This window comes from Lewinella sp. W8 (genome assembly GCF_004375085.3).
Classification (GTDB): domain Bacteria; phylum Bacteroidota; class Bacteroidia; order Chitinophagales; family Saprospiraceae; genus Neolewinella.
In genome coordinates this window covers 71,936-94,986 of record NZ_SNAQ03000015.1, presented here as the reverse complement: position 1 = coordinate 94,986, position 23,051 = coordinate 71,936, and the positions used below count along the sequence as shown (strand labels likewise).

24 protein-coding genes are annotated in these 23,051 nt (G+C 58.1%); 15 read left to right on the top strand and 9 right to left on the bottom strand.

Going from position 1 to position 23,051, the window contains the following annotated elements; translation table 11 throughout:
• Positions 1–10: 10 nt before the first annotated feature.
• From E1J53_RS16500 to E1J53_RS16490, 3 genes are all read right to left on the bottom strand, one after another.
• The gene (locus tag E1J53_RS16500) at positions 11–517 is read right to left on the bottom strand and encodes a DUF1761 domain-containing protein (RefSeq protein WP_134273488.1); all 507 of its coding nucleotides are present in this window, start codon (positions 515–517) and stop codon (positions 11–13) included.
• A gap of 222 nt (positions 518–739) precedes the next feature.
• The gene (locus E1J53_RS16495; protein ID WP_134273489.1) at positions 740–2,875 is read right to left on the bottom strand and encodes a carboxypeptidase-like regulatory domain-containing protein; all 2,136 of its coding nucleotides are present in this window, start codon (positions 2,873–2,875) and stop codon (positions 740–742) included.
• A 60-nt stretch (positions 2,876–2,935) separates the two neighbouring features.
• On the bottom strand, positions 2,936–3,664 hold the full coding sequence (locus E1J53_RS16490; RefSeq protein WP_134273490.1) for a hypothetical protein: 729 nt from the start codon (positions 3,662–3,664) through the stop codon (positions 2,936–2,938).
• A 217-nt stretch (positions 3,665–3,881) separates the two neighbouring features.
• Between E1J53_RS16490 and E1J53_RS16485 the strand changes: the two genes are divergently transcribed.
• From E1J53_RS16485 to E1J53_RS16455, 7 genes are all read left to right on the top strand, one after another.
• Positions 3,882–4,931 (top strand): sensor histidine kinase, encoded by a 1,050-nt coding sequence (locus E1J53_RS16485; protein ID WP_173021527.1) that lies wholly within the window; start codon positions 3,882–3,884, stop codon positions 4,929–4,931.
• 1 nt (position 4,932) lies between these two features.
• The gene (locus tag E1J53_RS16480) at positions 4,933–5,757 is read left to right on the top strand and encodes a LytTR family DNA-binding domain-containing protein (protein ID WP_134273492.1); all 825 of its coding nucleotides are present in this window, start codon (positions 4,933–4,935) and stop codon (positions 5,755–5,757) included.
• 36 nt (positions 5,758–5,793) lie between these two features.
• Positions 5,794–6,609 (top strand): DUF5995 family protein, encoded by an 816-nt coding sequence (locus tag E1J53_RS16475; protein ID WP_216650068.1) that lies wholly within the window; start codon positions 5,794–5,796, stop codon positions 6,607–6,609.
• Between the two features lie 311 nt (positions 6,610–6,920).
• Positions 6,921–7,784, top strand: a complete 864-nt coding sequence (locus E1J53_RS16470) for a prephenate dehydratase (protein ID WP_134273493.1) — start codon at positions 6,921–6,923, stop codon at positions 7,782–7,784.
• Between the two features lie 2 nt (positions 7,785–7,786).
• Positions 7,787–8,965 (top strand): pyridoxal phosphate-dependent aminotransferase, encoded by a 1,179-nt coding sequence (locus tag E1J53_RS16465; RefSeq protein WP_154640223.1) that lies wholly within the window; start codon positions 7,787–7,789, stop codon positions 8,963–8,965.
• A 32-nt stretch (positions 8,966–8,997) separates the two neighbouring features.
• The gene (locus tag E1J53_RS16460) at positions 8,998–9,840 is read left to right on the top strand and encodes a prephenate dehydrogenase (protein WP_134273494.1); all 843 of its coding nucleotides are present in this window, start codon (positions 8,998–9,000) and stop codon (positions 9,838–9,840) included.
• Positions 9,841–10,010: 170 nt separating this feature from the next.
• Entirely contained in the window at positions 10,011–11,087 is a 1,077-nt protein-coding gene (locus tag E1J53_RS16455; RefSeq protein WP_134273561.1) for a bifunctional 3-deoxy-7-phosphoheptulonate synthase/chorismate mutase type II, read from the top strand.
• Between the two features lie 81 nt (positions 11,088–11,168).
• Here the strand turns inward: E1J53_RS16455 and E1J53_RS16450 are convergent, their stop codons facing one another.
• A complete protein-coding gene (locus E1J53_RS16450; protein ID WP_134273495.1) occupies positions 11,169–11,348 on the bottom strand; it encodes a hypothetical protein in 180 nt (59 codons plus the stop codon).
• 114 nt (positions 11,349–11,462) lie between these two features.
• Positions 11,463–12,263 carry an SDR family oxidoreductase gene (locus E1J53_RS16445; RefSeq protein WP_134273496.1) on the bottom strand — a complete coding sequence of 267 codons (801 nt, stop codon included), beginning with the start codon at positions 12,261–12,263 and terminating at the stop codon, positions 11,463–11,465.
• Between the two features lie 99 nt (positions 12,264–12,362).
• Between E1J53_RS16445 and E1J53_RS16440 the strand changes: the two genes are divergently transcribed.
• Complete coding sequence (locus E1J53_RS16440; protein ID WP_134273497.1) at positions 12,363–13,286, top strand: DUF5996 family protein; 924 nt, start codon at positions 12,363–12,365, stop codon at positions 13,284–13,286.
• A 254-nt stretch (positions 13,287–13,540) separates the two neighbouring features.
• Complete coding sequence (locus E1J53_RS16435; protein ID WP_173021526.1) at positions 13,541–15,910, top strand: family 78 glycoside hydrolase catalytic domain; 2,370 nt, start codon at positions 13,541–13,543, stop codon at positions 15,908–15,910.
• A 22-nt stretch (positions 15,911–15,932) separates the two neighbouring features.
• Here the strand turns inward: E1J53_RS16435 and E1J53_RS16430 are convergent, their stop codons facing one another.
• The 3 genes from E1J53_RS16430 to E1J53_RS16420 all read right to left on the bottom strand — a co-directional run bounded on the left by E1J53_RS16430 (position 15,933) and on the right by E1J53_RS16420 (position 18,633).
• On the bottom strand, positions 15,933–16,601 hold the full coding sequence (locus tag E1J53_RS16430) for a metallophosphoesterase family protein (RefSeq protein ID WP_134273499.1): 669 nt from the start codon (positions 16,599–16,601) through the stop codon (positions 15,933–15,935).
• 167 nt (positions 16,602–16,768) lie between these two features.
• Positions 16,769–17,866 carry a redox-regulated ATPase YchF gene (ychF, locus tag E1J53_RS16425; RefSeq protein ID WP_134273500.1) on the bottom strand — a complete coding sequence of 366 codons (1,098 nt, stop codon included), beginning with the start codon at positions 17,864–17,866 and terminating at the stop codon, positions 16,769–16,771.
• Between the two features lie 128 nt (positions 17,867–17,994).
• Positions 17,995–18,633 (bottom strand): rhomboid family intramembrane serine protease, encoded by a 639-nt coding sequence (locus E1J53_RS16420; protein WP_134273501.1) that lies wholly within the window; start codon positions 18,631–18,633, stop codon positions 17,995–17,997.
• A 77-nt stretch (positions 18,634–18,710) separates the two neighbouring features.
• Here E1J53_RS16420 and E1J53_RS16415 point away from each other — a divergent pair, with 77 nt between their 5' ends.
• The 6 genes from E1J53_RS16415 (at position 18,711) to E1J53_RS16390 (ending at position 22,009) form a co-directional block, all read left to right on the top strand.
• Positions 18,711–19,172 (top strand): Dabb family protein, encoded by a 462-nt coding sequence (locus tag E1J53_RS16415; RefSeq protein WP_134273502.1) that lies wholly within the window; start codon positions 18,711–18,713, stop codon positions 19,170–19,172.
• 171 nt (positions 19,173–19,343) lie between these two features.
• Complete coding sequence (locus E1J53_RS16410) at positions 19,344–19,616, top strand: hypothetical protein (RefSeq protein ID WP_134273503.1); 273 nt, start codon at positions 19,344–19,346, stop codon at positions 19,614–19,616.
• A gap of 287 nt (positions 19,617–19,903) precedes the next feature.
• On the top strand, positions 19,904–20,461 hold the full coding sequence (locus E1J53_RS16405) for a hypothetical protein (RefSeq protein ID WP_134273504.1): 558 nt from the start codon (positions 19,904–19,906) through the stop codon (positions 20,459–20,461).
• Between the two features lie 42 nt (positions 20,462–20,503).
• Positions 20,504–21,286, top strand: a complete 783-nt coding sequence (locus E1J53_RS16400; protein WP_134273505.1) for a sulfite exporter TauE/SafE family protein — start codon at positions 20,504–20,506, stop codon at positions 21,284–21,286.
• Between the two features lie 24 nt (positions 21,287–21,310).
• A complete protein-coding gene (locus E1J53_RS16395; protein ID WP_134273506.1) occupies positions 21,311–21,583 on the top strand; it encodes a MoaD/ThiS family protein in 273 nt (90 codons plus the stop codon).
• A 9-nt stretch (positions 21,584–21,592) separates the two neighbouring features.
• On the top strand, positions 21,593–22,009 hold the full coding sequence (locus tag E1J53_RS16390; protein ID WP_134273507.1) for a molybdenum cofactor biosynthesis protein MoaE: 417 nt from the start codon (positions 21,593–21,595) through the stop codon (positions 22,007–22,009).
• Here E1J53_RS16390 and E1J53_RS16385 read toward each other — a convergent pair.
• Positions 22,006–23,049, bottom strand: coding sequence for a HesA/MoeB/ThiF family protein (locus tag E1J53_RS16385; RefSeq protein WP_134273508.1), 1,044 nt, complete (start codon positions 23,047–23,049; stop codon positions 22,006–22,008). The two genes, E1J53_RS16390 and E1J53_RS16385, sit on opposite strands and share 4 nt — an antisense overlap.
• Positions 23,050–23,051: the final 2 nt, after the last annotated feature.

Genomic DNA, 23,051 nt, shown 5'->3' with positions numbered 1-23,051 from the left:
GGTGAAGCAATCAGAGAATGAGGAACTGACACAGGATGCCGCCCATCAGCGTCATGGCGATGAACCAGTAGCCGAGGTGAATGAGGATGTACTTCCAGCTGCGCCGTTCAAATAAAGCATTGATGGCAATGAGGGTGCCGGCGAAAAAGATGGCCACCAGCCCACCGTGCAGGGCACCGTGCCCGAAGTGGCGGTGGCGGGAGTACAAATCGTACTTTTCGTCCAGCGCGTTCAGGTCGTTCATCAGTTCGCTGCCCTCCTGCCCGAACTCCGGCATCATGCCGAACAGCCCGCTCAGGGCCGTCTGATGAATGACCAGCATACTCAGCACGATGGCCACGAAAATGGAGAATACGTAGGCCAGCCCAAAAATTTTGAGCATGTTGCCGTTCTGTAGCTGCTCGTCGGTCACGCCCGCTTCCCGTTGCCAGGCAGTGCCCAGGACCTTGGGGTTATAGTAAACCGCACCGACGATCAGCGGGATCAGCGCGACGAGAAAATAAAGGGGCCAAGTCATAGTAGTGGTGGTTTGTTTTCCTTAAAACTAGCGGAAATTATTACTTCCGCCACGCTTTCGCAACTAGGGGCGTCCGTTGCTTGCCCCTGAGCCCCCCAAATTTGATCCCGTTTCCGGTTTTTCTGGCTCTCGCCATCCAGCCCTACCGGCCCACCAACAGACTAACGTACTAACAGACCAACAGACCAACAGACTAACAGACTAACGAACCAACAGACCAACTCACCTCCGCCACACGCCCCCAAAGAACACCAGCCTTCTACTGTACACTTCCGCATTCCGCTCGCTAAAGCTGGGATCATAGCGGTAGGCACGAATGTTTTCCCGGTTCAGTAGGTTGTTGACGTTAGCGTAGAGAATGAGCTGGCTCTTCCCGATGATGATGACGCGGGAGAGGGAAGCGTCCACCCGGGCGTAGTCCGGGTAACGCCGGCCTGCGGCCGGCCCGCCCAGGATGGGCGATTGCCACCCCGCCGTACCCGGAATCGGCGTCGTACCGATGACCGGGAGGAAAAAACTACCGCGCCGGAAGTTACCCGCCACCCCCAGCGTCCACCCATCGGGATTTTTCCACTGTAGCTGGGCACGCACCAGCCAGGGCAAATCCCGGGCCGTGGGCGCGGAGCTGGTCAATTCCCGGCTGCGGACCAAAGCCCCACTCAGCCAACCCATCCAGCTTCCGTCGCGATATTGAACGCTGGCCTCCGCTCCCCGGACCCCCACGTCGTCCAGCACGCCGTACTGCTCGCGCTTGGCGTAAGTGGCCGCATTCACCGTCCAGTTGTCCCGCGCATACTGGTATTCCAGCACCAGTTGTCGGAGGTTGAGCCACTGCCAGTCCCGGACTTCCGGCCCCGGACTCAGCAGCTGAGAAAAGTACCCGCCTCCCAGATTGAAGCGGTGGTGTTCACCGGGACGGTACCGGAGGGTTGACTGCAAGACGGGCCGCGAGACCCCGGTGTTGAGCCGACGCAGCAGTTTGGCGCCCGCCCCCCACAGCCACCGCTCCCCGAGCCGCCACTGTCCGTAGACGTAGGTTTCCAGCACCTGATTCGCGGTCTGCGTCCGGTAGCTTCCGAATTCGTCTTCGGGGGCGATGCGGTGATCCTGCAGGGGGAAAGTACCGAATACCTTGTCGTCGTAGGCGTTGAGGAGGGTACCGTGCTGAAAGGTAAACCCGGGCCGTTCCAGTCGGCCGTGGTGCGCGGTATGCACACTCCGTCTGCGGGGCGAAGTAGCGATGTTGCCCAGGGAAAAATCTGCGTGCTCCCAGTCGACGGACTGGTTCAGCGTCCAGGTCCAGTTGCCCCGTTTCCGGGTCCAGTTGACGATGCCGAGGTGGCGGGGTTTGTGCTGGGAAAATTCCCCCTCGTAGTAGGTTGTCTGGGTGGTAAACCGGTAGCGTTCGTCAAAGCCCAGGTAGAAAACCTGTAAGTGAGCGTCATCCCCCGTTTGGTGCACAAACTGCAGGGCGGCGTCTATGGCCCGGGAGGCTTGTAGTTCGGGCAAACCCGTGGCGTTAATGCCCCGGAAGGCCGCCAGGTTGGAGAAGTTCAGGAAGGCCCGCAAGCCACTTTTCTGGCCGATGGGCCGGGCGTGGGCCAGTCCGAACCCCGCCAGGTTGAGCGAAAGGCCGTAGGTGGTGCTGTTGGGGAGTTCCGGACTGGTGTACAGCGCCACGGCTCCCGCACTGGACTGAGAAAAATTAACCGGTGGGTTGGCCGAATACACCCGGACGTCCCGCAGGGGAATTTGCCCGAAGATGCTGAACTGCCCCACTCCATTACTTTGGTCAATCCGTACGGCTGAGCGAATGGGGACGTCGTTCAGGAAGATGCCGGTCGCCTCGCTGGGGCTACCGCGCAAACTGACGTTGGCCGTCTCGTCGGGATTGGTGGCGGCGGGCAGACTGTTTACCGCCAGTAGAGGGTCTGCCTTGGCGGCGGGGTTGAGGTAGACGTCGAGCTGATTGATCCGGGTGCTGGCCAGTTCTCCGTAGGCAATCTTGGCGGCCCGTACCGTAACGCCCTCAAGGGAGGCCGCTGCGGTGGGGCGCAGTGAGAGGAGGAGGGAATCTCTAGCCCCACTAATCCACTGCGTTAGGGTGACGTAGCCCAGGTAGCTGACCCGTAGGGAATCGGGGGTGGTTAACTCGAGGGTGAACTGGCCGTTGGGGTCCGTCGTCTGCACCTGGCCGGGGTTCGCCAGCGGATAGACGTACGCCCCCACGAGTGGCTCTCCGCTGCCGGCTTCCACGATCTGCCCCGTCAGGCTGAAGGCCTGAGCGTGGCCGGTGGGCGACAGCGCGGAGGTGCCCAGGTAGATCAGGAAGAGCAAAGTAGTTTGGAGCTTCCGCATGGGTTCAGGGTTTTGGGTTTGGGCAGGCGTCGTGACACGGACGACCCTTGTATAATCGGTTTACTTGCCGCGCTTTTCGAGTTCGGGCAGCAGCAGGTATTTCACGTAGCCGAAGTTGGGCTCTTCCGTCAGCGCCTGCAGGTAGGTGTTCCGCGCGGCTTCCAGCTCCCCGATGGCGGCCTGGGCCTGTCCGAGCAGGGCGTAGGTTTGCAGGTAGAACCAGTCGCAGGTCTTTTCTTCGGCGGAGAATGCGGCCAGCGCCTTCTCCAGGTGCATTACGGCCTTTTTGCCGTCGCCTCCCCACATCTCGGGCGTGTAGTGAAAGCGGGAGCCCGCCTGGTACTGGGCAATGGGGTCCGTCGCACCGTACTGAATACCCTTGCGGGCGTAGCGCTCGGACTTACCGCCCAGCAGCATGCCCTTTACCGGCGAGAGGGCAATTTTCATGCCCAGCATGCCCGCGTACAAACCGTTGCCGCCGGCGTGTTTGGGTTGCTCCCGGAGCAGGGCCTTCAGAGCCGTCTCCATCAGGTTCAGATAGGCCTCCATCTTATCTTCGGACTCAGTGGCAAAACCGGTGCCCAGGGCACCGAAGGAGGTCCGGGCCAGGAGGTAGTTCTGTTCGGGGCCTTCCGGAAGTTTCATGATTTCCTGGATGGCGGCATCCCAGGCGGCGAAGTCGTTCTGCAGGTAGCCCTGGCGGGCAAAGCTGGCGTAATCGCCGGGTTCACACTGAGCGAAGAGGTAGATAGGGAGGGAAAGCAGCAGCATTAAAAAGGTACGCATCATGGTGTTGTATTTATGGTTAGTGACCACAAATACGGGGCCAGCAGAGGCAGGCTTCAACTTCGATTGACGAACGGTCGGGCCAGCTTGACGGGCTGCCGATCACGATGAGGGAACCATTCGTCAAGGGAATACGACCACTCATCAAGGCGCGGCCGGATTCCAGCCCGGATGGGCTACCTTTAGGTACGGAAATGGACACCTAAAACCTATGTCCTTCATGACCACCTCCTCCGGAACCATCCCTACCGTTTTTCAGCGTGGCTGGCGCGTTGATGTCCTCTTCTGGTTGGGTTACGCCCTGGTCATGCACGTCATTTTTGCGCCGACCCCCTTTGATCCGGGGAATATGATGTTTACGGCCGAGCTAACCTTCTGGCAGGCCGTTGCTTCCTATCTGCACCTGGCCTGGCCCCTCCGCTTGCGCTACGGCGGAAAACTGGGCTTCCTGCCCTACGGACTCCTGACCGTACTTATCGTCCTCTTTTTCTCGGCCTGTTCGGGCACCACGATTTACCTCCTGTTCTGGGGCCTCGCCGGAGAAGCGGAAACTCAGCGCTTCCTCGACACCTTTTATGACTACTGGGTTCCGGCCTTACTGGGAGGGATGGGGATGGCCGTGGCGCTCACCGGTGCCATCAGTCTGTTTGGTCGCCGCCGCCTGCGGGACAAGCAGGAAAAAGAACTGGAAACCAACCGCATTAAAACCGAGCTGGCCTTCCTGCGCGGACAGCTGAACCCCCACTTCCTGTTCAACGCCCTGAACAGCATTTACGTCCTCATCCCCCGCGACCCCGACGCCGCCCAGCTTGCCCTGAGTGGCTTTTCGGACCTCCTGCGCTACCAGCTCTACCAATCGGAGCAACCCCTGGTGCCCCTGGCGCAGGAACTCCAGCAACTGAAGAAGTTTGCCGAGTTGAGCCGCCTGAGACTGGAGGAAGATTTCATTTTTCAGTTTGCGGAACCCGACGATGTTGAAGGGGTAACCATCCCGCCCATGTTATTGCTGCCACTTCTGGAGAACGCCATAAAGTACAGCCCGACCCAGGGCGGACGGGTCACGGCATCCCTACAGTTGGTGGAGGGGCGGATGCAGTTCATGTTGGAAAACCGGATTGGCCTGGCCGTGGACCGTTCGGATGCGGACAGCGGGGGGATCGGACTGCACAATATTCGCCGCCGATTGGCCCTGCTCTTCCCGGATGACCATCAGCTGGACACCCGGCAGGAAGGGGAGCATTTTTCCGTAGTACTTAACATCCCCCGGTAGTATGGAACCCATCCGGACCCTGATCGTGGACGACGAGCCGCTGGCCCGCACCGGCATGAGCGATTACCTCAACCGACTTGACTACCTGACCGAAGTGGGGCAGGCCCGTGACGGCCTGGAAGCCCTGAACCTGCTGCAGAGCAAGACCGTGGAACTGATGCTGCTGGACGTACAGATGCCGGGACTTTCGGGAGTGGAGTTATTACGGGGATTAAGAAAACCACCGCTGGTGATCTTCACCACCGCCCACCCCAGCTTTGCCGTGGAGGGGTTTGAACTGGAAGCGGTGGATTATTTACTGAAGCCCATCCCCTTTACCCGTTTTCTGCGGGCGGCCCAACGGGCCGTGGATAGGCTGCGACCCACGGAATCGACAATCCCGACCACTCCGGAAATGCCGGCACCTGCGCTTCGTCGCAATCCCCCTGTAATTGAAGATGCCGATGAGCTTCGCGGAAATCGGAACCATCGCCAAAACGAACGGACGCCCGCAGCAAATGGCGGCCCCGCGGATATTTTCATCCGGGAAGAGGGACGGGTAGAGCGGGTCATGGTGCAGGATATCCTTTTTGCGGAAAGCATGCAGAATTACTGCAAGATTCATACCGCCGTGCGTACTTACCTGCCGCTCCTTCCCCTCAAGGATCTGGAAGCCGCGCTCCCGACGACGAAGTTTTTCCGGATTCATCGCTCCTATCTGGTTCGTCTCGGGGCGGTGACGGCTCTGGAGGGCAATCAGGTGCGCATCGGTGAGGCGCTGCTGCCCGTGAGTCGCGCGCAGCGGAGTGAACTCGAACGCGCACTCGTCGGAGACCGGCTGCTATAAACCGGGGGCTATTTCCTTGCCAGAGAATCTTTCCCAATGCGGGAAGAAGTTGTTTATCCTTACCTTGGTTTCTCCACACCCACCATCCTTCGAATGACCGCCACCACGATTGACGAAGTCATTGCCGCACTAGACGAGATTATCCGCTCCGCCAAGGAAACGGAGAACCCGCTCGGCTACTTCGCGGCGCTTTACCGAAAGGTCACCATCCGGGTGAAGGAAAAAATCGCGGAAGGCTACTTCGACGACGGGGCGCGGATGGAGCGACTGGACGTCATCTTTGCCAATCGCTATCTGGAAGCCTACGCCGCGTACCAGTCCGGACGACCCACCACGGACGCCTGGCGGGAGGCCTTTGTCTCCGGAAAAAACCCAAAGCTGATTGTTCTGCAGCACCTTCTGCTGGGGATGAACGCCCACATCAACCTGGACCTGGGCATTGCGGCCGTAGAGGTTTCCGGGGACGACGACCTGGAGGGGCTTCATAATGATTTTAATAAGATCAATAGCATATTGTCGTCCCTGGTCGAAGACATTCAGGGATGCCTGAGTCGGATCTGGCCGGGACTGGTCTGGATCCTGAAACTTACGCGGCGGGCCGATGACCTGATCGTGGACTTCAGCATGGAGGTGGCCCGGGATGGCGCCTGGAAGTTTGCCCGGGAGCTAAACGCCGAGAGGGCCGATCGGCGACCGGCGGCGATCAGGAATCGGGACCAGAAAATTGCCCGCCTGGTACGGGTGATTTTGGCACCGGGCTGGGTGGAGCGAACGGTGATTCGACTGGTCCGCTGGACGGAGCTCGGTCGTCCGGCCCAAAAAATCACCATCCTGGAGGAGGCGCTCGATTAGGATTGTCGGTCCCGGAAAAAGCGGAATCACGGCGGTGTGGTTATCGGTGGGTGGCCGTAAATCCTGATCGTTGCCCAAACAACATTTTGCTAAGTGAAACTATCGCCGTAGGTTTGCTGGTGAACGCAGCTTTGGTTGCGCAACGTAAAACAATGATTAACCGCAATTTTTACTTCTGGGCTGACTTTTACTTTTACCGCCGACGGTAAGGGACGCTCACTCATTGGTAAATTGCTAACGAATAAAAGTGGTCCCGAGTAACTCCGGGGCCACTTGCTTTTTAACCCCTTCCGTCAGCAAGTTTTTTTCCCATGACCACCTCCACCATTTCGACCGATACAGATCAACTCCGGGTAAGTATTCAGGGCTATGCCGGGGCCTTTCACGAGGCCGCCGCCCGGGCGCATTTCGGTGCCTCAAGGGTTTATACCGTTCCCGCCCACACCTTCGCGGAGGTAGTGGAGCAGGTAGAAGGCGGAGAATCGGACGTAGGGCTGATGGCCATCGAAAATACCCTGGCGGGTAGCCTGATGGCCAATTATGACCTACTGCAGCGCTCTAATCTTCGCATTACGGCGGAGGTTTACCTCCGCATCCGGCAGAATCTCATGGCGCTGCCCGGCACCCGGCTGGAGGATCTGCGTCAGGTGTATTCTCATCCGGTAGCCCTGGTACAATGCCGGGAGTTTTTCCGCGATTACCCCCACATTGAGCTGATCGAAGCGGTGGACACCGCACTGAGTGCCCGGGAGGTGCAGGAAAAAAAGGACCCTTCGAGAGGGGCGATTGCGAGTACGGTAGCGGCGGACCTTTATGGCCTGGAAATCCTGGCGCCCGGCATTGAGACCAATAAGTTGAACCACACCCGTTTTCTCGTTTTGCGGCGCGGGCGCAGGTACGATGAGGACCTGGGGAGCAAAGTAAGTCTGAGCTTCGCGACCAGCCACGAGCCGGGGAGTTTGTACCAGGTGCTGATGGTGCTGGCCGCCTATAAGGTTAACCTCACCAAGATCCAAAGTGCACCAATCATTGGACGACCCTGGCAATACCGCTTTCACGTGGATTTTCTGCTGGAGGGACACATCGGATTAGCGCAGGCCCTGGAAGCCATCCGACCCATCTGTAGTGAGCTACGGGTGCTCGGAGTATACGCCAAAGGACAAAAACCAGTCTAAGCATGGAAACGACGACACCGGCGGCCATCGAGCCGATCATCAAGGCATCCCGGCGACTGGGAGAAACCAAGGAATACTACTTTAGCACCAAGTTGCGGGAGATTGCCGAACTGCGTAAACTCGGCCACGACATCATTAATCTCGGCATCGGAAGTCCGGACCTTCCACCCGCGCCCGAAGTCATCGCGGCCCTGACGGCGGCCGCCAGCCGCGCCGACACCCACGGGTATCAGCCCTACGCCGGACGACCGGAGCTCCGGGAGGCCTACGCCGGCTGGTACCGGCGCTACTTTGGGGTAGACCTTGACCCCGCCGGAGAAATTTTACCGCTCATTGGCAGCAAAGAGGGCATCATGCACATCAGCATGGCCTTTCTCGATCCCGGTGATGAGGTGCTGGTGCCCGATCCGGGTTACCCTACCTACCGCTCGGCCACCGAGCTGGCCGGAGGGACCGTGCGCCCCTATCACCTGAAGGAGGCCCACGGCTGGTTACCCAATCTCGAAACCCTGGAGCGGGAAGGCCTGGAGAAGGTAAAGATCATGTGGGTAAACTACCCGCACATGCCGACGGGCACGGCGGCCCCACCGGATTTTTACCGGGAACTGGTCGATTTCGCCCGCCGGAACCGTATACTATTGGTAAACGATAATCCCTACGCCTTCATCCTCACCGATACGGTGCAGAGCATATTGTCCATTCCCGGTGCCCGGGAAGTGGCCCTGGAACTGAGCAGCCTCAGCAAGGCCCAGAACATGGCCGGATGGCGGGTAGGGGTAATGGCCGGAGCCGCTCCTTACCTGAAAACGGTGCTGCGCTTTAAGTCCAACATGGACAGTGGCAAATTCATGCCGCTGCAGGTGGCGGCCGTGGAAGCCCTGACGCTCGGCCCCGAATGGTACGAAGCCCTCAACGCCGAATACCGGAAGCGGAGGGTAGTGGCGCGGCAAATCATGGATGCCCTCGATTGTACGTACCGGGAAGACCAGGTAGGCATGTTCGTCTGGGCCCGTACGCCGGCGGGGACGAGCGGCTATGAGGTCAGTGACCGCGCCCTCTACGACCAGAACGTTTTCCTCACGCCGGGGGGCATCTTCGGAGAAGAGGGGACGCACTACGTACGGATTTCGCTCTGTAGCGACGTACCCACCCTCGAGCGGGCGCTGGCGCGCCTGCGGTAATTCATTGTCAGATCGTAAAGTTTTTAGTAGCAGTGACTATTTGTTTCATCGGAATTGGACTCATTGGAGGATCGCTCGCGATCTCGCTCAAGGAGAACGGATTTGCCACCCGGACCATCGGCGTGGACAGCAGTTCCGATAATTGTGATAAGGCCATCCGTCGTCGACTGGTGGACGAGACGATGGAACTGAACGCGGCCATTGCTGCTTCGGAGGTGATCGTTTTGGCGACCCCCGTAGACGTAATGCTCAAATTGCTGCCCCAGATCCTGGATCAGGTGGGCGACCACCAAACGGTGGTGGACGTAGGTTCCACCAAGGAGTTGCTCTTGAATCTGGTGGACGACCACCCGAACCGCAGCCGTTTCGTGGCAGCTCACCCCATGGCGGGCACCGAGTTCAGCGGCCCGGAGGCGGCCGTACCGGAATTGTTCAGCCATAAGACCTGCGTCATCGTGGACGGAGAACTGAGCGCACCGGATGCGCTGGAAACCGCGCGACGAATGTTCCAGAGCTGTGAAATGAGACTCAGCCGACTCGACCGTAAGAACCACGACCTCCACTGTGCCTACGTGAGCCACATCAGCCACATCGCCAGTTTTGCCCTGGCGCTGACCGTGCTGGAGAAAGAACACGATGAGCAGCGCATCTTCGAATTGGCGTCCTCCGGATTCGGGAGTACCGTCCGGTTGGCCAAAAGTTCGGCGGATATGTGGGTACCCATCTTCCGGCAAAACCGCGACCACGTGCTGGATGTGCTGGACGAACACATTGAGCAATTATCCCGCTTCCGGACGCAGCTCATCAAACGGGATTTTGATGGCTTCTACGAACGCATCGAGCGGGCCAACCAGATCAAAAAAATACTCAACTGAATTATGGGGCACGGCCATTCCGAAGAAGTCTGCACCTGCGCTTCGCCGCATTCTCTTTGAATCGGTGATCCCGACGAGCCTCAGGTAACTCGGGACCGTCGCCCAGCAGCTTTTCCTGGCTCGCCCAACATTTTTAAACACTAAGAAAATAATCCTCAACGATGGAAGAAATGGAAATCAACAAGGTAATTGAACCTACGCCGGGACGCGGCGTCGTTATCGCCGGCCCCTGTAGCGCCGAGACCGAAGGTCAGGTGATGCAGACGGCCAAAGAGTTGGCCGCACTGGGACAGGTAGACCTCTTTCGCTCCGGTATCTGGAAGCCCCGTACCCGCCCCGGAAGTTTTGAAGGGGTAGGGACCGAGGGTCTGGCCTGGCTTAAAAGGGTGAAGGCGGAAACCGGCCTGAAGACCACGACGGAAGTGGCCAAAGCCGCTCACGTTTACGATTGTCTGAAGGCCGGAATCGACGTGCTGTGGCTGGGCGCCCGGACTACCGTCAATCCCTTCTCCGTCCAGGAGGTGGCCGATGCGCTCAAGGGAACGGATATCCCCGTACTGATCAAAAACCCCATCAACCCCGACCTGGGGCTGTGGATTGGTGCCATGGAGCGCATCTACAAGGCGGGCATCACCCGGATCGGACTGATTCACCGGGGCTTCAGCTACCACGGAGAAACCATTTACCGTAACGTGCCGCGGTGGCAGCTGGCCATTGAGATGAAGCGCCGCTTCCCCGAGGTGCAGATGATCGTGGACAACAGCCACATCTGCGGTCGGCGGGATTTGCTGGCCGAAGTTGCCCAGGAAGCCCTCAACCTCAACTACGATGGCCTGATGACGGAGGTACATCCCCGTCCGGACGAAGCCTGGAGTGACGCCAAGCAGCAGATCACCCCCGCCGTATTCGGGGAACTGATCGAGAACCTCCGCCTGCGGAAGCCAACGGCCAACGAAATGGAAATGGCCAAGCTGACCGAATTGCGCCGGCAAATTGACGAGGTGGACAACGACATCCTGGGGATGATCGGCCGGCGGATGCGGCTGGCGGATGCCATCGGAGAATTTAAAGCAGAACGCAACCTGGCCGTTTTACAGGAGGACCGCTGGGATGAAATTCTGCGGGCCGCTACCCAGAAGGGGAAGTTGCAGGGCCTCAGCGCAGAGTTTATGGAAAGGTACCTCCGGGCCATTCACCAGGAGTCTATTGATCATCAGGACGCCATCGTCAACAAGAAGATGGCCTAAGGCGATCCCGATTGCTGACTACGTAAAAGCCCCGGCCTTCGTAATGAGGACCGGGGCTTTTGCCTTGGGGTAAGTCCGGGCTTAGGCCTCGAACTGGTTACACCCGAAGTCGGCTTTGGTGACGATCTTGGTAGACGTCGTTTCGTTCTGGATGACGGGGAGAACGAACTTCATTTCGCTCTGACTGAGGACGTCACATTGCCCCAAATCTTCCTGTTCCTGGGCTTCCCAGTGGTTGCAGCTGTTGCAGGTACCTTCCATGTTTGGTGTGTTTTTATTTGATTGAATACTACAACTATAAGACAGTCGACGCTATGGTAGTTCGGGTATTGCGCTGATTTTGTGTAGTTTATAAGAGGACTAAATAACCTTAGGCTAGCCATTATCCCGGAATCCGGGATAGAGCATCATCCCTCCGTCCACGTAGAGGGTTGCTCCGGTAATGTAATCGGCCGCGTCGCTGACCAGGAAGGCACACACCTTGGCTACGTCTTCTCCCTGCCCGATCCTGCCGTAGGGAATCAGGGTGAGGAGTTTTTCCAGGCTTTCTTCGTCTTCCCAGGCGTCCTTGTTGATGTCGGTCTTAATCGCTCCGGGGGCAATGGCGTTGACGCGGATTTTGTCCTGGGCCAGTTCCTGGGCCATGCTTTCCATAAGCATTTTGACGCCGCCCTTGGCCGTGGCGTAGTTTACGTGTCCGGCCCAGGCGATTTCATCGTGGACGGAACTCATGCAGACGATCTTACCGGCCGCCCGGCCGTGTTTGTGGACTCCCTGCTTACGGAAGATTCGAGCTGCCGCCCGGCAGCAAAGGAATTGCCCGGTGAGGTTGACGTTGATGACCTTATTCCACTGTTCCAGGGTCATTTCGGTGAAGGCCGCGTCGGCCTGCAGGCCGGCATTGGCGACCATGATGTCGAGATGGCCGTAGGCTTGCACACAAGACTCCACCAAATCCTCAACGTCCTCTTCCTTACTGACGTCGGCCTTAACGCTAATGGCTTCGCCTCCCCGTTGGGTGATTTCCTGACGTACCGCTTCCGCTCCCTCGGCATCGCTGTGGTAGTTGATGATCACCTTCACCCCCTCCCGGGCCAGGGCGATGGCGCAGGCCCGACCGATTCCGGAGCTGGATCCGGTGATGATGGCTACTTGCCCGCTTAAATTCAGGTCCATACTTTTCTCAAGTAACTGCCGGAAGGGGAAAGTGTTCGGCGGGGTGGAGCTGTAAGGCTCTGCCTGCCCGCGATGTACCGTATCTTAGGGGAAAAAGGTATGCTGACTTCCGCCCCCACCCAGTGGCCATCCCTGGACTATCATTCCTGGAAGGATACTTTGGCCACCTTACACCAGTGGATTCAGATTGTGGGGAAAATCCGTCTGCGGACGATGCCCTGGCAGAACCATTCCTGGCACGCCACGCTTTACGTTTCCCCCAGAGGCTTTACGACGGGTTCCATTCCGTACCGGGGCGCAGCCTTCCAACTGGATTTCGACTTCATCAACCATCGGCTGACGCTGCAGTCTACTCACCACCCGGACCAATCGATGAACCTCTTTCCCCGCACGGTGGCCAGCTTCCACGAGGAGCTTTTTACCTTGCTGGATCGCGCCGAAATCCCGGTGGAGATTCACGGTAGCCCGAACGAGCTCGAGGAGGCCATACCGTTTCACCTCAACGAAAAGAATGCGCACTACGATGGTCCTGCGGTGAAAAATTTCTGGGAGGCCATGATCAAGATCAATGAGGTGTTCACGCAATTCAGGAGCCAGTTTATCGGTAAGTGTAGCCCGGTACACCTGTTTTGGGGTGCTTTCGATCTGGCGGTCACCCGGTTTTCCGGTCGGCCGGCCCCGCTGCATCCCGGTGGGATGCCCAACATGCCGCTGGACGTAATGCAGGAGGCCTACTCCCACGAAGTGTCCAGTGCCGGTTTCTGGCCGGGGGCGGATACTTTCCCGGAGCCGGTTTTCTACGCTTATTGTTACCCCACTCCGGAAGCATTTAGTAAACAGGGAGTGCTGCCCGAAGCGGCATTTTACAGCGAGGAGATGGGGGAGTTTTTCCTGAAGTACTCGGACGTGGTCGCCAGTGATGATCCCGCCGGGGTGTTGATGGATTTTCTGGAAAGTACCTACGCGGCAGCCGCAAATACCGGCGAGTGGGACCGGAAAGCGCTAGAACGACCAGCTCCGTGACTAAGAGCTTGTTTGGACTTTAATGATCGACCTCCATTTGGCCTTTTTTGGCGCTAGCTTCGTTGGGGAAATCCTCATTTAGCGCTGCAATACTCCGATTTCGCTTCGCGGCTACTTCGTGGTTCCCGCCTTGCTACCACCAAAAAATTCTCAAATTCGGCCAGATGACCAAAATCCAAACAAGCTCTAATCGCCCCGGCCAAGTACTGATGGTACGCTATGGCCGCCGTCTAAGGAACAGTAAACCGGTTGCCATGAGACGTTCTATTTTCTTTTTTCTCCTTAGCGTGTTGCTGAGTGTCCCCCTCGCGGCGCAGTGGTCGGCGGAATGGATCTCCCACCCGGACGTGGGGAGCACGGAGTCCGCCGTGGTCCTCTTCCGGACGGAATTCGAATTGGCTTCCGTTCCCGATAGCTTTCCCGTTGACCTGACGGCAGACAACCACTTCCGGCTCTACGTAAACGGAGAATGGGTGGCCTGGGGGCCACAACTGGGGGATATTCAGCACTGGAGGTACGATCATCACGACCTGAGCTCTTACCTCAGGCCGGGACGTAACGTGGTGGCCATTGAGGTTTTCAATTGGGGCCAGTACCGCTTCTTTGGCATGGAGTCCGTACACACCGCCCTGCTGGTGCAGGGATATGGTGCCAGTGAGGTTTTGACGACCAGGAGAGACCAGTCAAATTACCGCTGCCGAATCAAACCCGGCTACCGAACCCAGCAGATTCGTTGGCGCCAGAGCGACCGGGACATTATCGGCGGGCTGTACGCCAATAACCCCACCGACATCGTCGTCGGCCCCGCTTACCCCTGGGGCTGGGAACAGCCGGACTACAGCGATGGCGCCTGGGAGGAGCCCGTCTTCGTGGAATGGGGGCACCTGGCCGCGAATGGTGGTGGGTTTCTATGGTTGCTGGAGCCCCGAAATACGCCGCCCATGGTGCGGTCCCGGCAGTCCTTTAAAACCCTCCGGCAGAGCCAATCACCGGCCCTGCCGAAAGGGTGGTGGCTGGGCAGGCAATCCGTTACACTGCCCGCTAATGGGAGTTACCGGTTTTTGCTTGACATGGGGGAGGTTACCCTTGGGTTCCCCACGCTGCAGTGGAGCGGCGGCCGGGGGACGAAAATGGTCTTCACCTGGGCGGAAAACCTCTTTCTGCCCAACGGAGAAAAGACCCATCGCGACACGGTCCGGGGGACGATGGTCAGGGGGTATTTTGATACCGTTTACTCCGACGGTGGGAAAAACCGAAAGTACGTCCCGTCGTGGTACCGGACGTTCCGGTACCTGGAAATTAAGGTCCATACCGGTCGGGAGCCGCTTGAACTCCTGGCACCGACCTTTCAACGAGTGACCAGCAGCATCCCGGTGGTGGCGACCTGGTCGAGTGATGATCCGGAACTGGACGAAATAATGGCCATCAGCCAGCGCACGGTGGAATTGTGCACCCAGGACTACTTTCTGAGTGACGCCTACTACGAAACGATGCAGTATATCGGCGATACCAAGATTCAGGCTCCGGTATGGGAATTGCTCACCGGTGATCGTCGGCACACCCGCAACGCGCTGCGGGATTTTCACCGGGGGCGGAACCCCGACGGAGTCCTGAAGTCGGCTTACCCCAACCGTTATCAGTTTTATCATTCCACCTATTCGCTGGTCTGGATCGACATGCTGCTGGATTACTACCGCCGCTCCGGAGACGCGGAGTTTGTTCGCGAGTTTCTGCCGGGTGTCCGGCATACCCTGGCCTACTTTGATCGGTATTTCGACGAGGGTTCCGGCTTCCTGGGGGAAATGCCCTACCGTCCCTTCATCGACTGGTACGTTAACTCCCGCACGATGGGTATCGCGCCGGGCGCGGATCCCGCCGCTTCGGTCCCCGTTACGTTGCACTACGCCCACGCCCTGCGGAGTGCCATTGCTCTGCACGAAGAATTACGTGACGCGAAGGACACGGAGGATTGGGAAAGGCGGTTGGCGTCGATCCAGAGTTCAATCAGAGACCAATGTTACGTGCCGGAGCGAAAGCTCCTGGCCGAGCGACCCGCCAAAGATTACTTCGATCAGCACAGTTCCATTCTGGGCGTATTGCTGGACGTAATCCCACCGGAAGACGTAGATGCCGCGCTTGAACGCCTTCTCCGGGACCCCGAACTGGGGCAGGCCACCTATTACTATCGCTATTACCTTTTTTCCGCCCTGCGTGAAGCCAAACGTCCGGACCTCTTTCGGGAGGCACTTCGCCCCTGGCGGGAACTGGTGGCGCTGGGAGCTACGACCCTCGTTGAGCGTCTGGAGAGCCCGATTAAGCCGACCCGTTCCGAGGCGCACCCCTGGGGGGCAAGTCCGGTGCTGTTTGCCTACGGTATGCTGGCGGGGATTGATTACGAGCGTCACGAAGGGCCGATCCGGATGTCCCCCACCTTTGGTCATCTGACCAGCATGGAGGGTTTCGTTCCGGTGCGTGGCCCGGAAAACGGGGTTAAGTTTCGCCTGATGCGGCAAGGGACTTCCGGCATCCGGGGGACCGTCACCGCCGGAAATACACCCGTAGTATTCTCCTGGAAAGGGCAGGAATGGATGATTTCGGCCGGTGACACCCTGGAGTTGGAATGAGTCCTCCGGCTTGAGAAGCCGCTTATCGGTCCCGGTTAGGCATGAAAGTCACCCGCTGATCGTCCAGATGAAAGACGCAAAGATTCCCCCGACCGGGTAAATCGTAGCAGCATCCGGCGTCAATGTTCATGACGGGGAGGTGGTTGAGATAAGCAAGGTTTTCTTTAATTTCGGACAGGGTCCGGGGAGTATGCCCGTGCACGATGATCCGCCCGTTCAGCCAGTCGCGGTCGACCTCCTGACTCCATCGCCGGATCCAGAGCATGGCATCCTGATCTTCCATCGGATTGGCCCTACGGAAATTGAGGCCGGCGTGCGTGAGAATGTATCCGGGAGTTTCCAGGTAGTGGGGGAGGGCTTCCATCCATTGCAAGTGTTGCTCATCGGGCATATGGTCACCAAAGCTGCCCATGGTTTCGCGGCCACCGTTTTTTAACCAGATTGGTAGCCAATTTGGGTCTTTGGTTCCGTCCAGGCACATTTGTTCATGGTTGCCCTTCAGACATTGCACCCGGTACCCATCACGCTCAAGCTCCCAGATGGTATCAATCACGCCCTTGCTGTCGGGGCCACGATCGATGTAGTCCCCGAGGAGGAAAAGCTCATCGTCCTTGTTCAGACCGATGGTATCCAGCGCGGCCAGAAAGGTCTGGCGGCATCCGTGAAGATCAGAGATTGCGAATCTTGCCATGGTGGGGGTTAGCTTTGGACGCAAGCGTGAGGTGAACCGGAATATTCGGCTCAGCCGGTGCAGACATATTTTGTCCCACTAGCCTTACCGGAATCCCGGACAAGGAAAACTCACCCGCCAAACCGGAGCAGGGCGCCAAAAGTTTCCACTACGGGAAGCTAATCTGTCTACACGTTAAAACGGAAGTGCATTACGTCGCCGTCCTGCACGACGTATTCCTTTCCTTCCACGTTCAGCTTGCCGTTGTCCCGGGCACCGGATTCTGATCCGTAGGTCACGAAATCCGCGTAGTGGATCACTTCGGCCCGGATGAAGCCCTTCTCGAAATCGGTGTGGATCACACCGGCGGCTCCCGGTGCTTTGGTTCCTTCGGTAATGGTCCAGGCACGGACTTCTTTCTCTCCGGCGGTGAAGTAGGTCAGTAGATTGAGCAGCTGGTAGCTGGCCCGGATCACCCGGTTAACTCCGGGTTCAGCCAGCCCCATTTCCTCCAGGAACATGTCGCGCTCCTCCTTGGTGTCGAGCTCGGCAATTTCGGCTTCAATCTGGGCGGAGACCAGGATGGTCTCTGCCTTTTCGTCCTTGATCGCTTCCCGGAACGCTTTGGTGTGTTCGTTGCCGTCGGGGAAACTGTCTTCATCCACGTTACAAACGTACAGGATGGGTTTGGCGGTCAGCAGCATGAGGCTGTCCACTACCTCCTGACCTTCCTCCGAAGTCTCGAAACTGCGAGCGGGCTTTTCGGCCTCGAGGTGTTCGAGGAGCGCCTGACCGACCTCCATCGTTCTGACGGCTTCCTTGTCGCCGCTTTTGGCGATGCGGCGGAATTTATCAATCCGCTTCTCTACCGTTTCAATGTCCTTGAAGATGAGTTCGGTATCGATGATCATCTTGTCCCGCACGGGGTCTACGGACCCGTCGACGTGGACGACGTTGTCATCCTCAAAACAGCGCACGACGTGAATGATGGCGTCTGTCTCGCGGATGTTGCCGAGAAACTGGTTGCCCAGTCCTTCCCCCTTACTGGCGCCTTTGATCAGCCCGGCAATGTCAACGATGTCAACGGTCGTGGGGATTTTTTTCTGCGGGTTAACCAGTTCCTCCAGCTTGTCCAGCCGGGGATCGGGGACGGTAATGACGCCCACGTTGGGCTCCTTGGTGGCGAAGGGGTAGTTGGCCGCCAGGGCCTTGGCCGAAGTCAGGGCGTTAAAGAGAGTAGATTTGCCGACGTTGGGCAAGCCTACGATGCCACATTTAAGTCCCATGGGGAATATTCTTTCTGCTATTCAAAGGATCGTTGGGCCATCGGGCCCGTTCCGGGGCGCAAAGGTAATCCTTTTCCCGTGGTTTTGAAGCGCGGAAATGGCACCAGATTGATATCACCGCAATCGGGTTACAGGAAAGCGGGGCCGCGGGGTTCAAACAAACGATTGAAGAAGGTCTCCAGGATTTCCGGAGCCGCGAACCAACTGATGGCCACGTAGATGACGAGCCCGAAAATGGCCCCCCAGAGGTGAGCGTTGTGGCCCACGTTGGAACCTCCCCGTTTATCGGCGTAGTGGCTGTAAGCAATGTATCCGATACCCAGGATGAAGGCCGGCAGGGGAGGGAAGATGAACCAGTTCCAGGGATCGATCATGATGTAGGGCCACATCGTGGCGGCCACCGCTCCGGAAGCACCCAGGCTGGCGTAGGCCCGGTTATCCTGGTGGCGGAAGTAGTCCGGCAGGGAGCTGGCGGCCAAGGCCAGCAAGTAAAAGACCAAAAACATCAGCTTGCCGAAGGTAGGACCGAAGATGTAGGCCGAAAAGATGGATTCTACGGTGGGACCAAAAATGTACAGCGCCCACATATTCAGCAGGAGGTGATTGAAGTCCGCGTGAATGAATCCGTGGGTCAAGAAGCGATAATATTGCCCCTGATTCTTTACGGCGGTGGGAATGAAGAGCATATTTCCCCGCAGTTGGGGGTTATTAAATGCCTGGTAAGAAATCAGTACCGTCAGGGCAATCAGGATCAACGTGAAATTCATAAGGCGAAAGTAAGCTATCTTGGCCGGACGGCGGGGCGGGGCCCCGCCTTTTCCATCACTCACCCAATACTACTCAGATGTTTAAGCCTACTTCGGTCATTTCCGTTTCTCCCCAATTGATCATCCTGACGTTGGCCCTGCTTTCCACGGGCCTGTACTCCTGCAATAAAACCACGGAAGAAGTCAAGGAGGTCGAAATTGAACGGGTCATCGATGGTGACGCCGAGCCGGGTTTGGTCCATACCGTGTATTTCTGGCTGAACGAGGACGTGGACGAAGCCTCCGCCAAGGATTTTGAGGAAGGGGTCTGGAGCCTGGAGGGCATTCCTTCCGTAAAGCGCATGTTCTTTGGTCCGCCGGCCGCTACGCCCTCGCGCGGTGTGGTGGATAATTCCTTCGACTACGCCCTCATCGTGTGGTTTGATGACGTTGCCGGTCACGATATTTATCAGGAACACCCCATCCACCTGAAGTTCGTCGAAGAGCAGGAAGCCAAATTCGGCCGGGTGCAGGTTTACGACAATGTCTTGATGGAGTAGCGGCAATACGGTAGCGAAGGAAATTTTGGTTTAAAAGTTTGTAAATCAATTTTTTACAGATTTTTTAAATCTTTCTTAACGATTGAAATTAATCGAGATTCCTTCTCGGTTCGTCGACAAAGCTTCCTCCGCTATGGGCCCCAGACGACATTTGGTTCAAACAAAACAACCATGTCACCCGGCCATTATCCTGTTTCTGGCCAGGCCCGTAAAGCCCATAGAAACTACCGCACATTTTCTCTTCGGTCCACGACCGAAACTACTCTTGATCAATCGCCCGCCAAAGCGCCTATTTCGGAGGCTGAAGTTCCGGTTTATGGCAAACCGGCCTACGATACTACGCTTTGCTGGATTGGGATTCTTGCGCTCCTGATGGGACTCATCCTCATCCTCAACCTGATCGTTCACGCCGTGCAACACTGCGACGCTACGGTGGTCGTTTAGTGATCACTGCTCGGGGGTGACGCCGCCGTTAATCGATAAATATCCAACCTTCGTCCGAAGGGGCGAAAAGGAATCCGCTACCTCCTTACCTTAAGGGTAGATTGGTATCCAATGCTGATGCTCAGGGGGTTAGCCCTGACCTTTGTCCTGGTCTTATCGGCCGGGACTTCCAGGTCGCTGAGGCTTTTTCCTTCAGGCCCGGGGCTTTCAAATGATCGAATTTTTCCGTTCTCCCAAGCGCCGTTTTGGACCAACCAGCCGTTATCTAATTGGAAACGAACTGCATCATGGTGTTAGGACAAGGAAAGAACCCCGGTCATAGCGGAACGGACCATAAGCATCGTAAAGCCTTTGCGGCATTACGGCGTTGGAAAAGGGGCAGGGACGCTCGCCGCGAAGGAGGAAATCATCGCTCTCCTGATGAGGCTTACCGGATGACGTCCACCCGGCCATCGGGCCGGGTGCCGGGCTTTTTACTCACCGCGCTCTGTGCCGGCGGTCTCTACTTTTTTGGGGCCCTGCTGCTGGGAGTTGGCGAAAATTACGTTTCCAGCGCCTGGAAGGCGGCCGCAGTCCCCGCATACACGGCGGAGGAAGAGGAGGCTTACGACTACCTGGTCTCGAGCGGTTGGCGGAATTTTGAACGGGGAATATTGAAAAATGCCTACCTGGAATTTAACCAGGCGCTTCAGATAAAACTGGATGGCAAGGAAGCGCATTTGGGGGTCGCCCAGACGCTGGAGCAATTCTGTACGACGGAGGGTAAGTACTGTGAAGAGGCCGAACGTAAAAAGGAATTTATGGTGAAGACCTACCATAAGAATAAGGACGACACCATCCTCTGATCTGCCCATTACTCGGGATATACGTTGTAAGTTTATGCCGCAATGATATCCGAGATTTACTGGCTTTTACCGGCATTTTTCCTGGTGGCCTTCACCTACGCCATGGCGGGGTTCGGCGGCGGTTCCAGCTACCTGGCGCTCCTTGCCCTTACCGCATTACCCACCCTGGAAATGCGGGCTACGGCCCTGCTGTGCAATCTGGTGGTGGCCGGTGGCGGCGTCTGGCATTTCTCCCGTGCGGGCAAAATGCCCTGGAAGCGGGCGATGCCACTCGTGCTGCTGAGTGTGCCGGCGGCTTTCCTGGGGGGCAGCGTGACCCTGCCCCGGGACCAATTTCTCTTGCTCCTGGCCCTGGTTCTCATCTTTGCGGCCGGTGCCATGTGGTGGCAAACCACCGGGCAACCTAAGCCCTCCAATGCTGCTCAACTCAAGTCGCCAACCAGTGACCTGGCCGGTGCGGGCTTTTTGGGAGCGGGACTGGGTTTTCTGGCCGGATTGGTGGGCATCGGCGGGGGGATTTTCCTGTCGCCGGTCCTGTTCCTCCGGCAGTGGGCCGCCGCCCGCTCCATTGCGGCCGTGACGAGCCTCTTCATTTTCGTTAATTCTCTGGCGGGTCTTGCCGGGCAGTATTCCGCTTTTGGCGACGGAGCGCAGGTGCAGTGGGTATTGGTGGGGAGCCTGATGCTGGCCGTTTTTATGGGCGGACAAATGGGCACCCGGCTAAGCCTGAACCGCCTGAAACCGGCCAGCATCCGACGCATTGCCGCTACCCTGATTTTTTTGGTCGCACTCCGGCTCCTGGCGCGCCACTTCGGCGTTTGGTAACTTTGCACGCTAACTTCCTCCCCGATGACGGAAACGCCAACCATCGCCATTCAATTACTGTGTTTCGGTATCGCCCGTGACCTCACGGCTGCCCCGGAAATTACGCTGCACCTGCGGTCACGCCCAGACGATCCTCTGACCATTGCGCACGTCCGTAAGGCCCTGCTGGAGAGCTATCCGGCCTTTGGCGACCTGGTCAGCTTTGCCATCGCCCGTAACGAAGCCTACGCCCGGGATGCCGACCCCGTGGTTGCAACCGACGTCCTGGCCATCATCCCGCCCGTAAGCGGAGGATAATTCTCAGTTATGCTGGACATTGACCTTTCCGATTCTCCCCTGAGCGTTGATCATTGCTACGGCAAAGTGCAGGACCCCAGTTGTGGGGGTATTTGCCTGTTTGTGGGCACCATCAGAAACCACAGTAAAGGCGAGCCCGTAGTACGGCTGGAATTCGACAGCTACGCCCCAATGGCCCTGAAGGAAATGCGCCGGATTGCCGGCCAGGCAAAAGAACAATTCGGCCTGACTTCCGTCGTGCTGCACCACCGGGTAGGTAAGCTGGCCATCGGCGACATTGCGGTGATCATCGCGGTGAGTTCCGCCCACCGGGCCGCCGCCTTCGATGGTTGCGAATGGATTATCGATGAGCTCAAAAAGGACGTCCCCATCTGGAAAAAAGAGTTCCGTCCCGACGGTAGCTACTGGGTGAACGCCCGTCCCTAGACGGAAGGCTTCTCCAGGGGTTTTCCTCCCCGCAAGCTGAAGGCCTTTACCTCGGGGTTGGCCTTACGAACTTCGGCGGCCAGGACCAGACTGAGTTTGCCGGATTTACAGTAGATCAGGTATTCCTTTCCGGCCCGGGCAAGCTGCATTACCTGTCCGAGTGGGTTACGTTTTGTGAGCCGGATGGCGCCAGGGGGTAAGTCCGGCTCCTGTGCTTCGGTCAGCATGCTGAAGACGGCACCGAAGCGCGACGGGTCCTCCAGGGTTTCCCGTCCCACCTCGAGTTCGGTCCGGGTAGGCGACCGTTGTTCCGCCCAGGGGGCGATTACCGGTTCCCGATAATTTTTGGTGAGTTTCATCCGCATCTGGCGGTGATCCAGCGCATTGTAGGTCAGGAGTTCCCGGACCGGCGGCCGACCGATACCCAGCAGGAAGTTGAGGGCGGCCGTGGCCTGCAGCAGCGCCACCAGACCCACGGCAGTGGGCAAAACGCCTACGGTAGCGCAGTCGGGGAGGGTAGGATCCGGGGCGGGAAACAGGTCCCGGAGGTGGATGTCCTCGGAGGATTCGTGGGGGAACAGCGCCACGTAGCCCTCGTATTTATGTACGGCCGCGTAGACCAGGGGAATGCCCAGTAGATGGCAGGCATCACTGACGAGGTGCTTGGTGGCGGCGTGGTCGGTGCACTCCAGGACCAGATCAGCCCCCTCCAGCAACTCCCGGACGTTGTGTTTTTCCAGATAGGTGACCTGCGGGCGAATCTCAATGTCGGGGTTCAGTTTCCGCAGGTGGTCTGCGAGGAGTTCCGCCTTGGGGGCGGACTGACCGTCGGCAAAAAACACCTGCCGGTGCAGGTTAGTGGGGTGGGGGGTGTCGCCGTCGATCAGGCTCAGGTGGCCCACGCCGGCGCCGGCCAGCCAGGCGGCAGCCGGGCTGCCGAGTCCGCCGCAACCGATGATCACTACCCGGGCGCGCCCCAGGCGCGCCTGGCCGTCATCTCCCACTTCGGGTAGCACCCGTTGTCTTTGGTAGCGATCCATGA

Coding starts and splice junctions, on each gene's coding strand:
- E1J53_RS16410 (WP_134273503.1), top strand. CDS start 19,344: ATGTCACCCGGCCATTATCCTGTTTCTGGCCAGGCCCGTAAAGCCCAT.
- E1J53_RS16420 (WP_134273501.1), bottom strand. CDS start 18,633: ATGAATTTCACGTTGATCCTGATTGCCCTGACGGTACTGATTTCTTAC.
- E1J53_RS16430 (WP_134273499.1), bottom strand. CDS start 16,601: ATGGCAAGATTCGCAATCTCTGATCTTCACGGATGCCGCCAGACCTTT.
- E1J53_RS16435 (WP_173021526.1), top strand. CDS start 13,541: ATGAGACGTTCTATTTTCTTTTTTCTCCTTAGCGTGTTGCTGAGTGTC.
- E1J53_RS16465 (WP_154640223.1), top strand. CDS start 7,787: ATGGAAACGACGACACCGGCGGCCATCGAGCCGATCATCAAGGCATCC.
- E1J53_RS16415 (WP_134273502.1), top strand. CDS start 18,711: ATGTTTAAGCCTACTTCGGTCATTTCCGTTTCTCCCCAATTGATCATC.
- E1J53_RS16395 (WP_134273506.1), top strand. CDS start 21,311: ATGACGGAAACGCCAACCATCGCCATTCAATTACTGTGTTTCGGTATC.
- E1J53_RS16455 (WP_134273561.1), top strand. CDS start 10,011: ATGGAAATCAACAAGGTAATTGAACCTACGCCGGGACGCGGCGTCGTT.
- E1J53_RS16405 (WP_134273504.1), top strand. CDS start 19,904: ATGGTGTTAGGACAAGGAAAGAACCCCGGTCATAGCGGAACGGACCAT.
- ychF (WP_134273500.1), bottom strand. CDS start 17,866: ATGGGACTTAAATGTGGCATCGTAGGCTTGCCCAACGTCGGCAAATCT.
- E1J53_RS16490 (WP_134273490.1), bottom strand. CDS start 3,664: ATGATGCGTACCTTTTTAATGCTGCTGCTTTCCCTCCCTATCTACCTC.
- E1J53_RS16450 (WP_134273495.1), bottom strand. CDS start 11,348: ATGGAAGGTACCTGCAACAGCTGCAACCACTGGGAAGCCCAGGAACAG.
- E1J53_RS16480 (WP_134273492.1), top strand. CDS start 4,933: ATGGAACCCATCCGGACCCTGATCGTGGACGACGAGCCGCTGGCCCGC.
- E1J53_RS16470 (WP_134273493.1), top strand. CDS start 6,921: ATGACCACCTCCACCATTTCGACCGATACAGATCAACTCCGGGTAAGT.
- E1J53_RS16485 (WP_173021527.1), top strand. CDS start 3,882: ATGACCACCTCCTCCGGAACCATCCCTACCGTTTTTCAGCGTGGCTGG.
- E1J53_RS16385 (WP_134273508.1), bottom strand. CDS start 23,049: ATGGATCGCTACCAAAGACAACGGGTGCTACCCGAAGTGGGAGATGAC.
- E1J53_RS16400 (WP_134273505.1), top strand. CDS start 20,504: ATGATATCCGAGATTTACTGGCTTTTACCGGCATTTTTCCTGGTGGCC.
- E1J53_RS16475 (WP_216650068.1), top strand. CDS start 5,794: ATGCGGGAAGAAGTTGTTTATCCTTACCTTGGTTTCTCCACACCCACC.
- E1J53_RS16390 (WP_134273507.1), top strand. CDS start 21,593: ATGCTGGACATTGACCTTTCCGATTCTCCCCTGAGCGTTGATCATTGC.
- E1J53_RS16495 (WP_134273489.1), bottom strand. CDS start 2,875: ATGCGGAAGCTCCAAACTACTTTGCTCTTCCTGATCTACCTGGGCACC.
- E1J53_RS16445 (WP_134273496.1), bottom strand. CDS start 12,263: ATGGACCTGAATTTAAGCGGGCAAGTAGCCATCATCACCGGATCCAGC.
- E1J53_RS16440 (WP_134273497.1), top strand. CDS start 12,363: ATGCTGACTTCCGCCCCCACCCAGTGGCCATCCCTGGACTATCATTCC.
- E1J53_RS16500 (WP_134273488.1), bottom strand. CDS start 517: ATGACTTGGCCCCTTTATTTTCTCGTCGCGCTGATCCCGCTGATCGTC.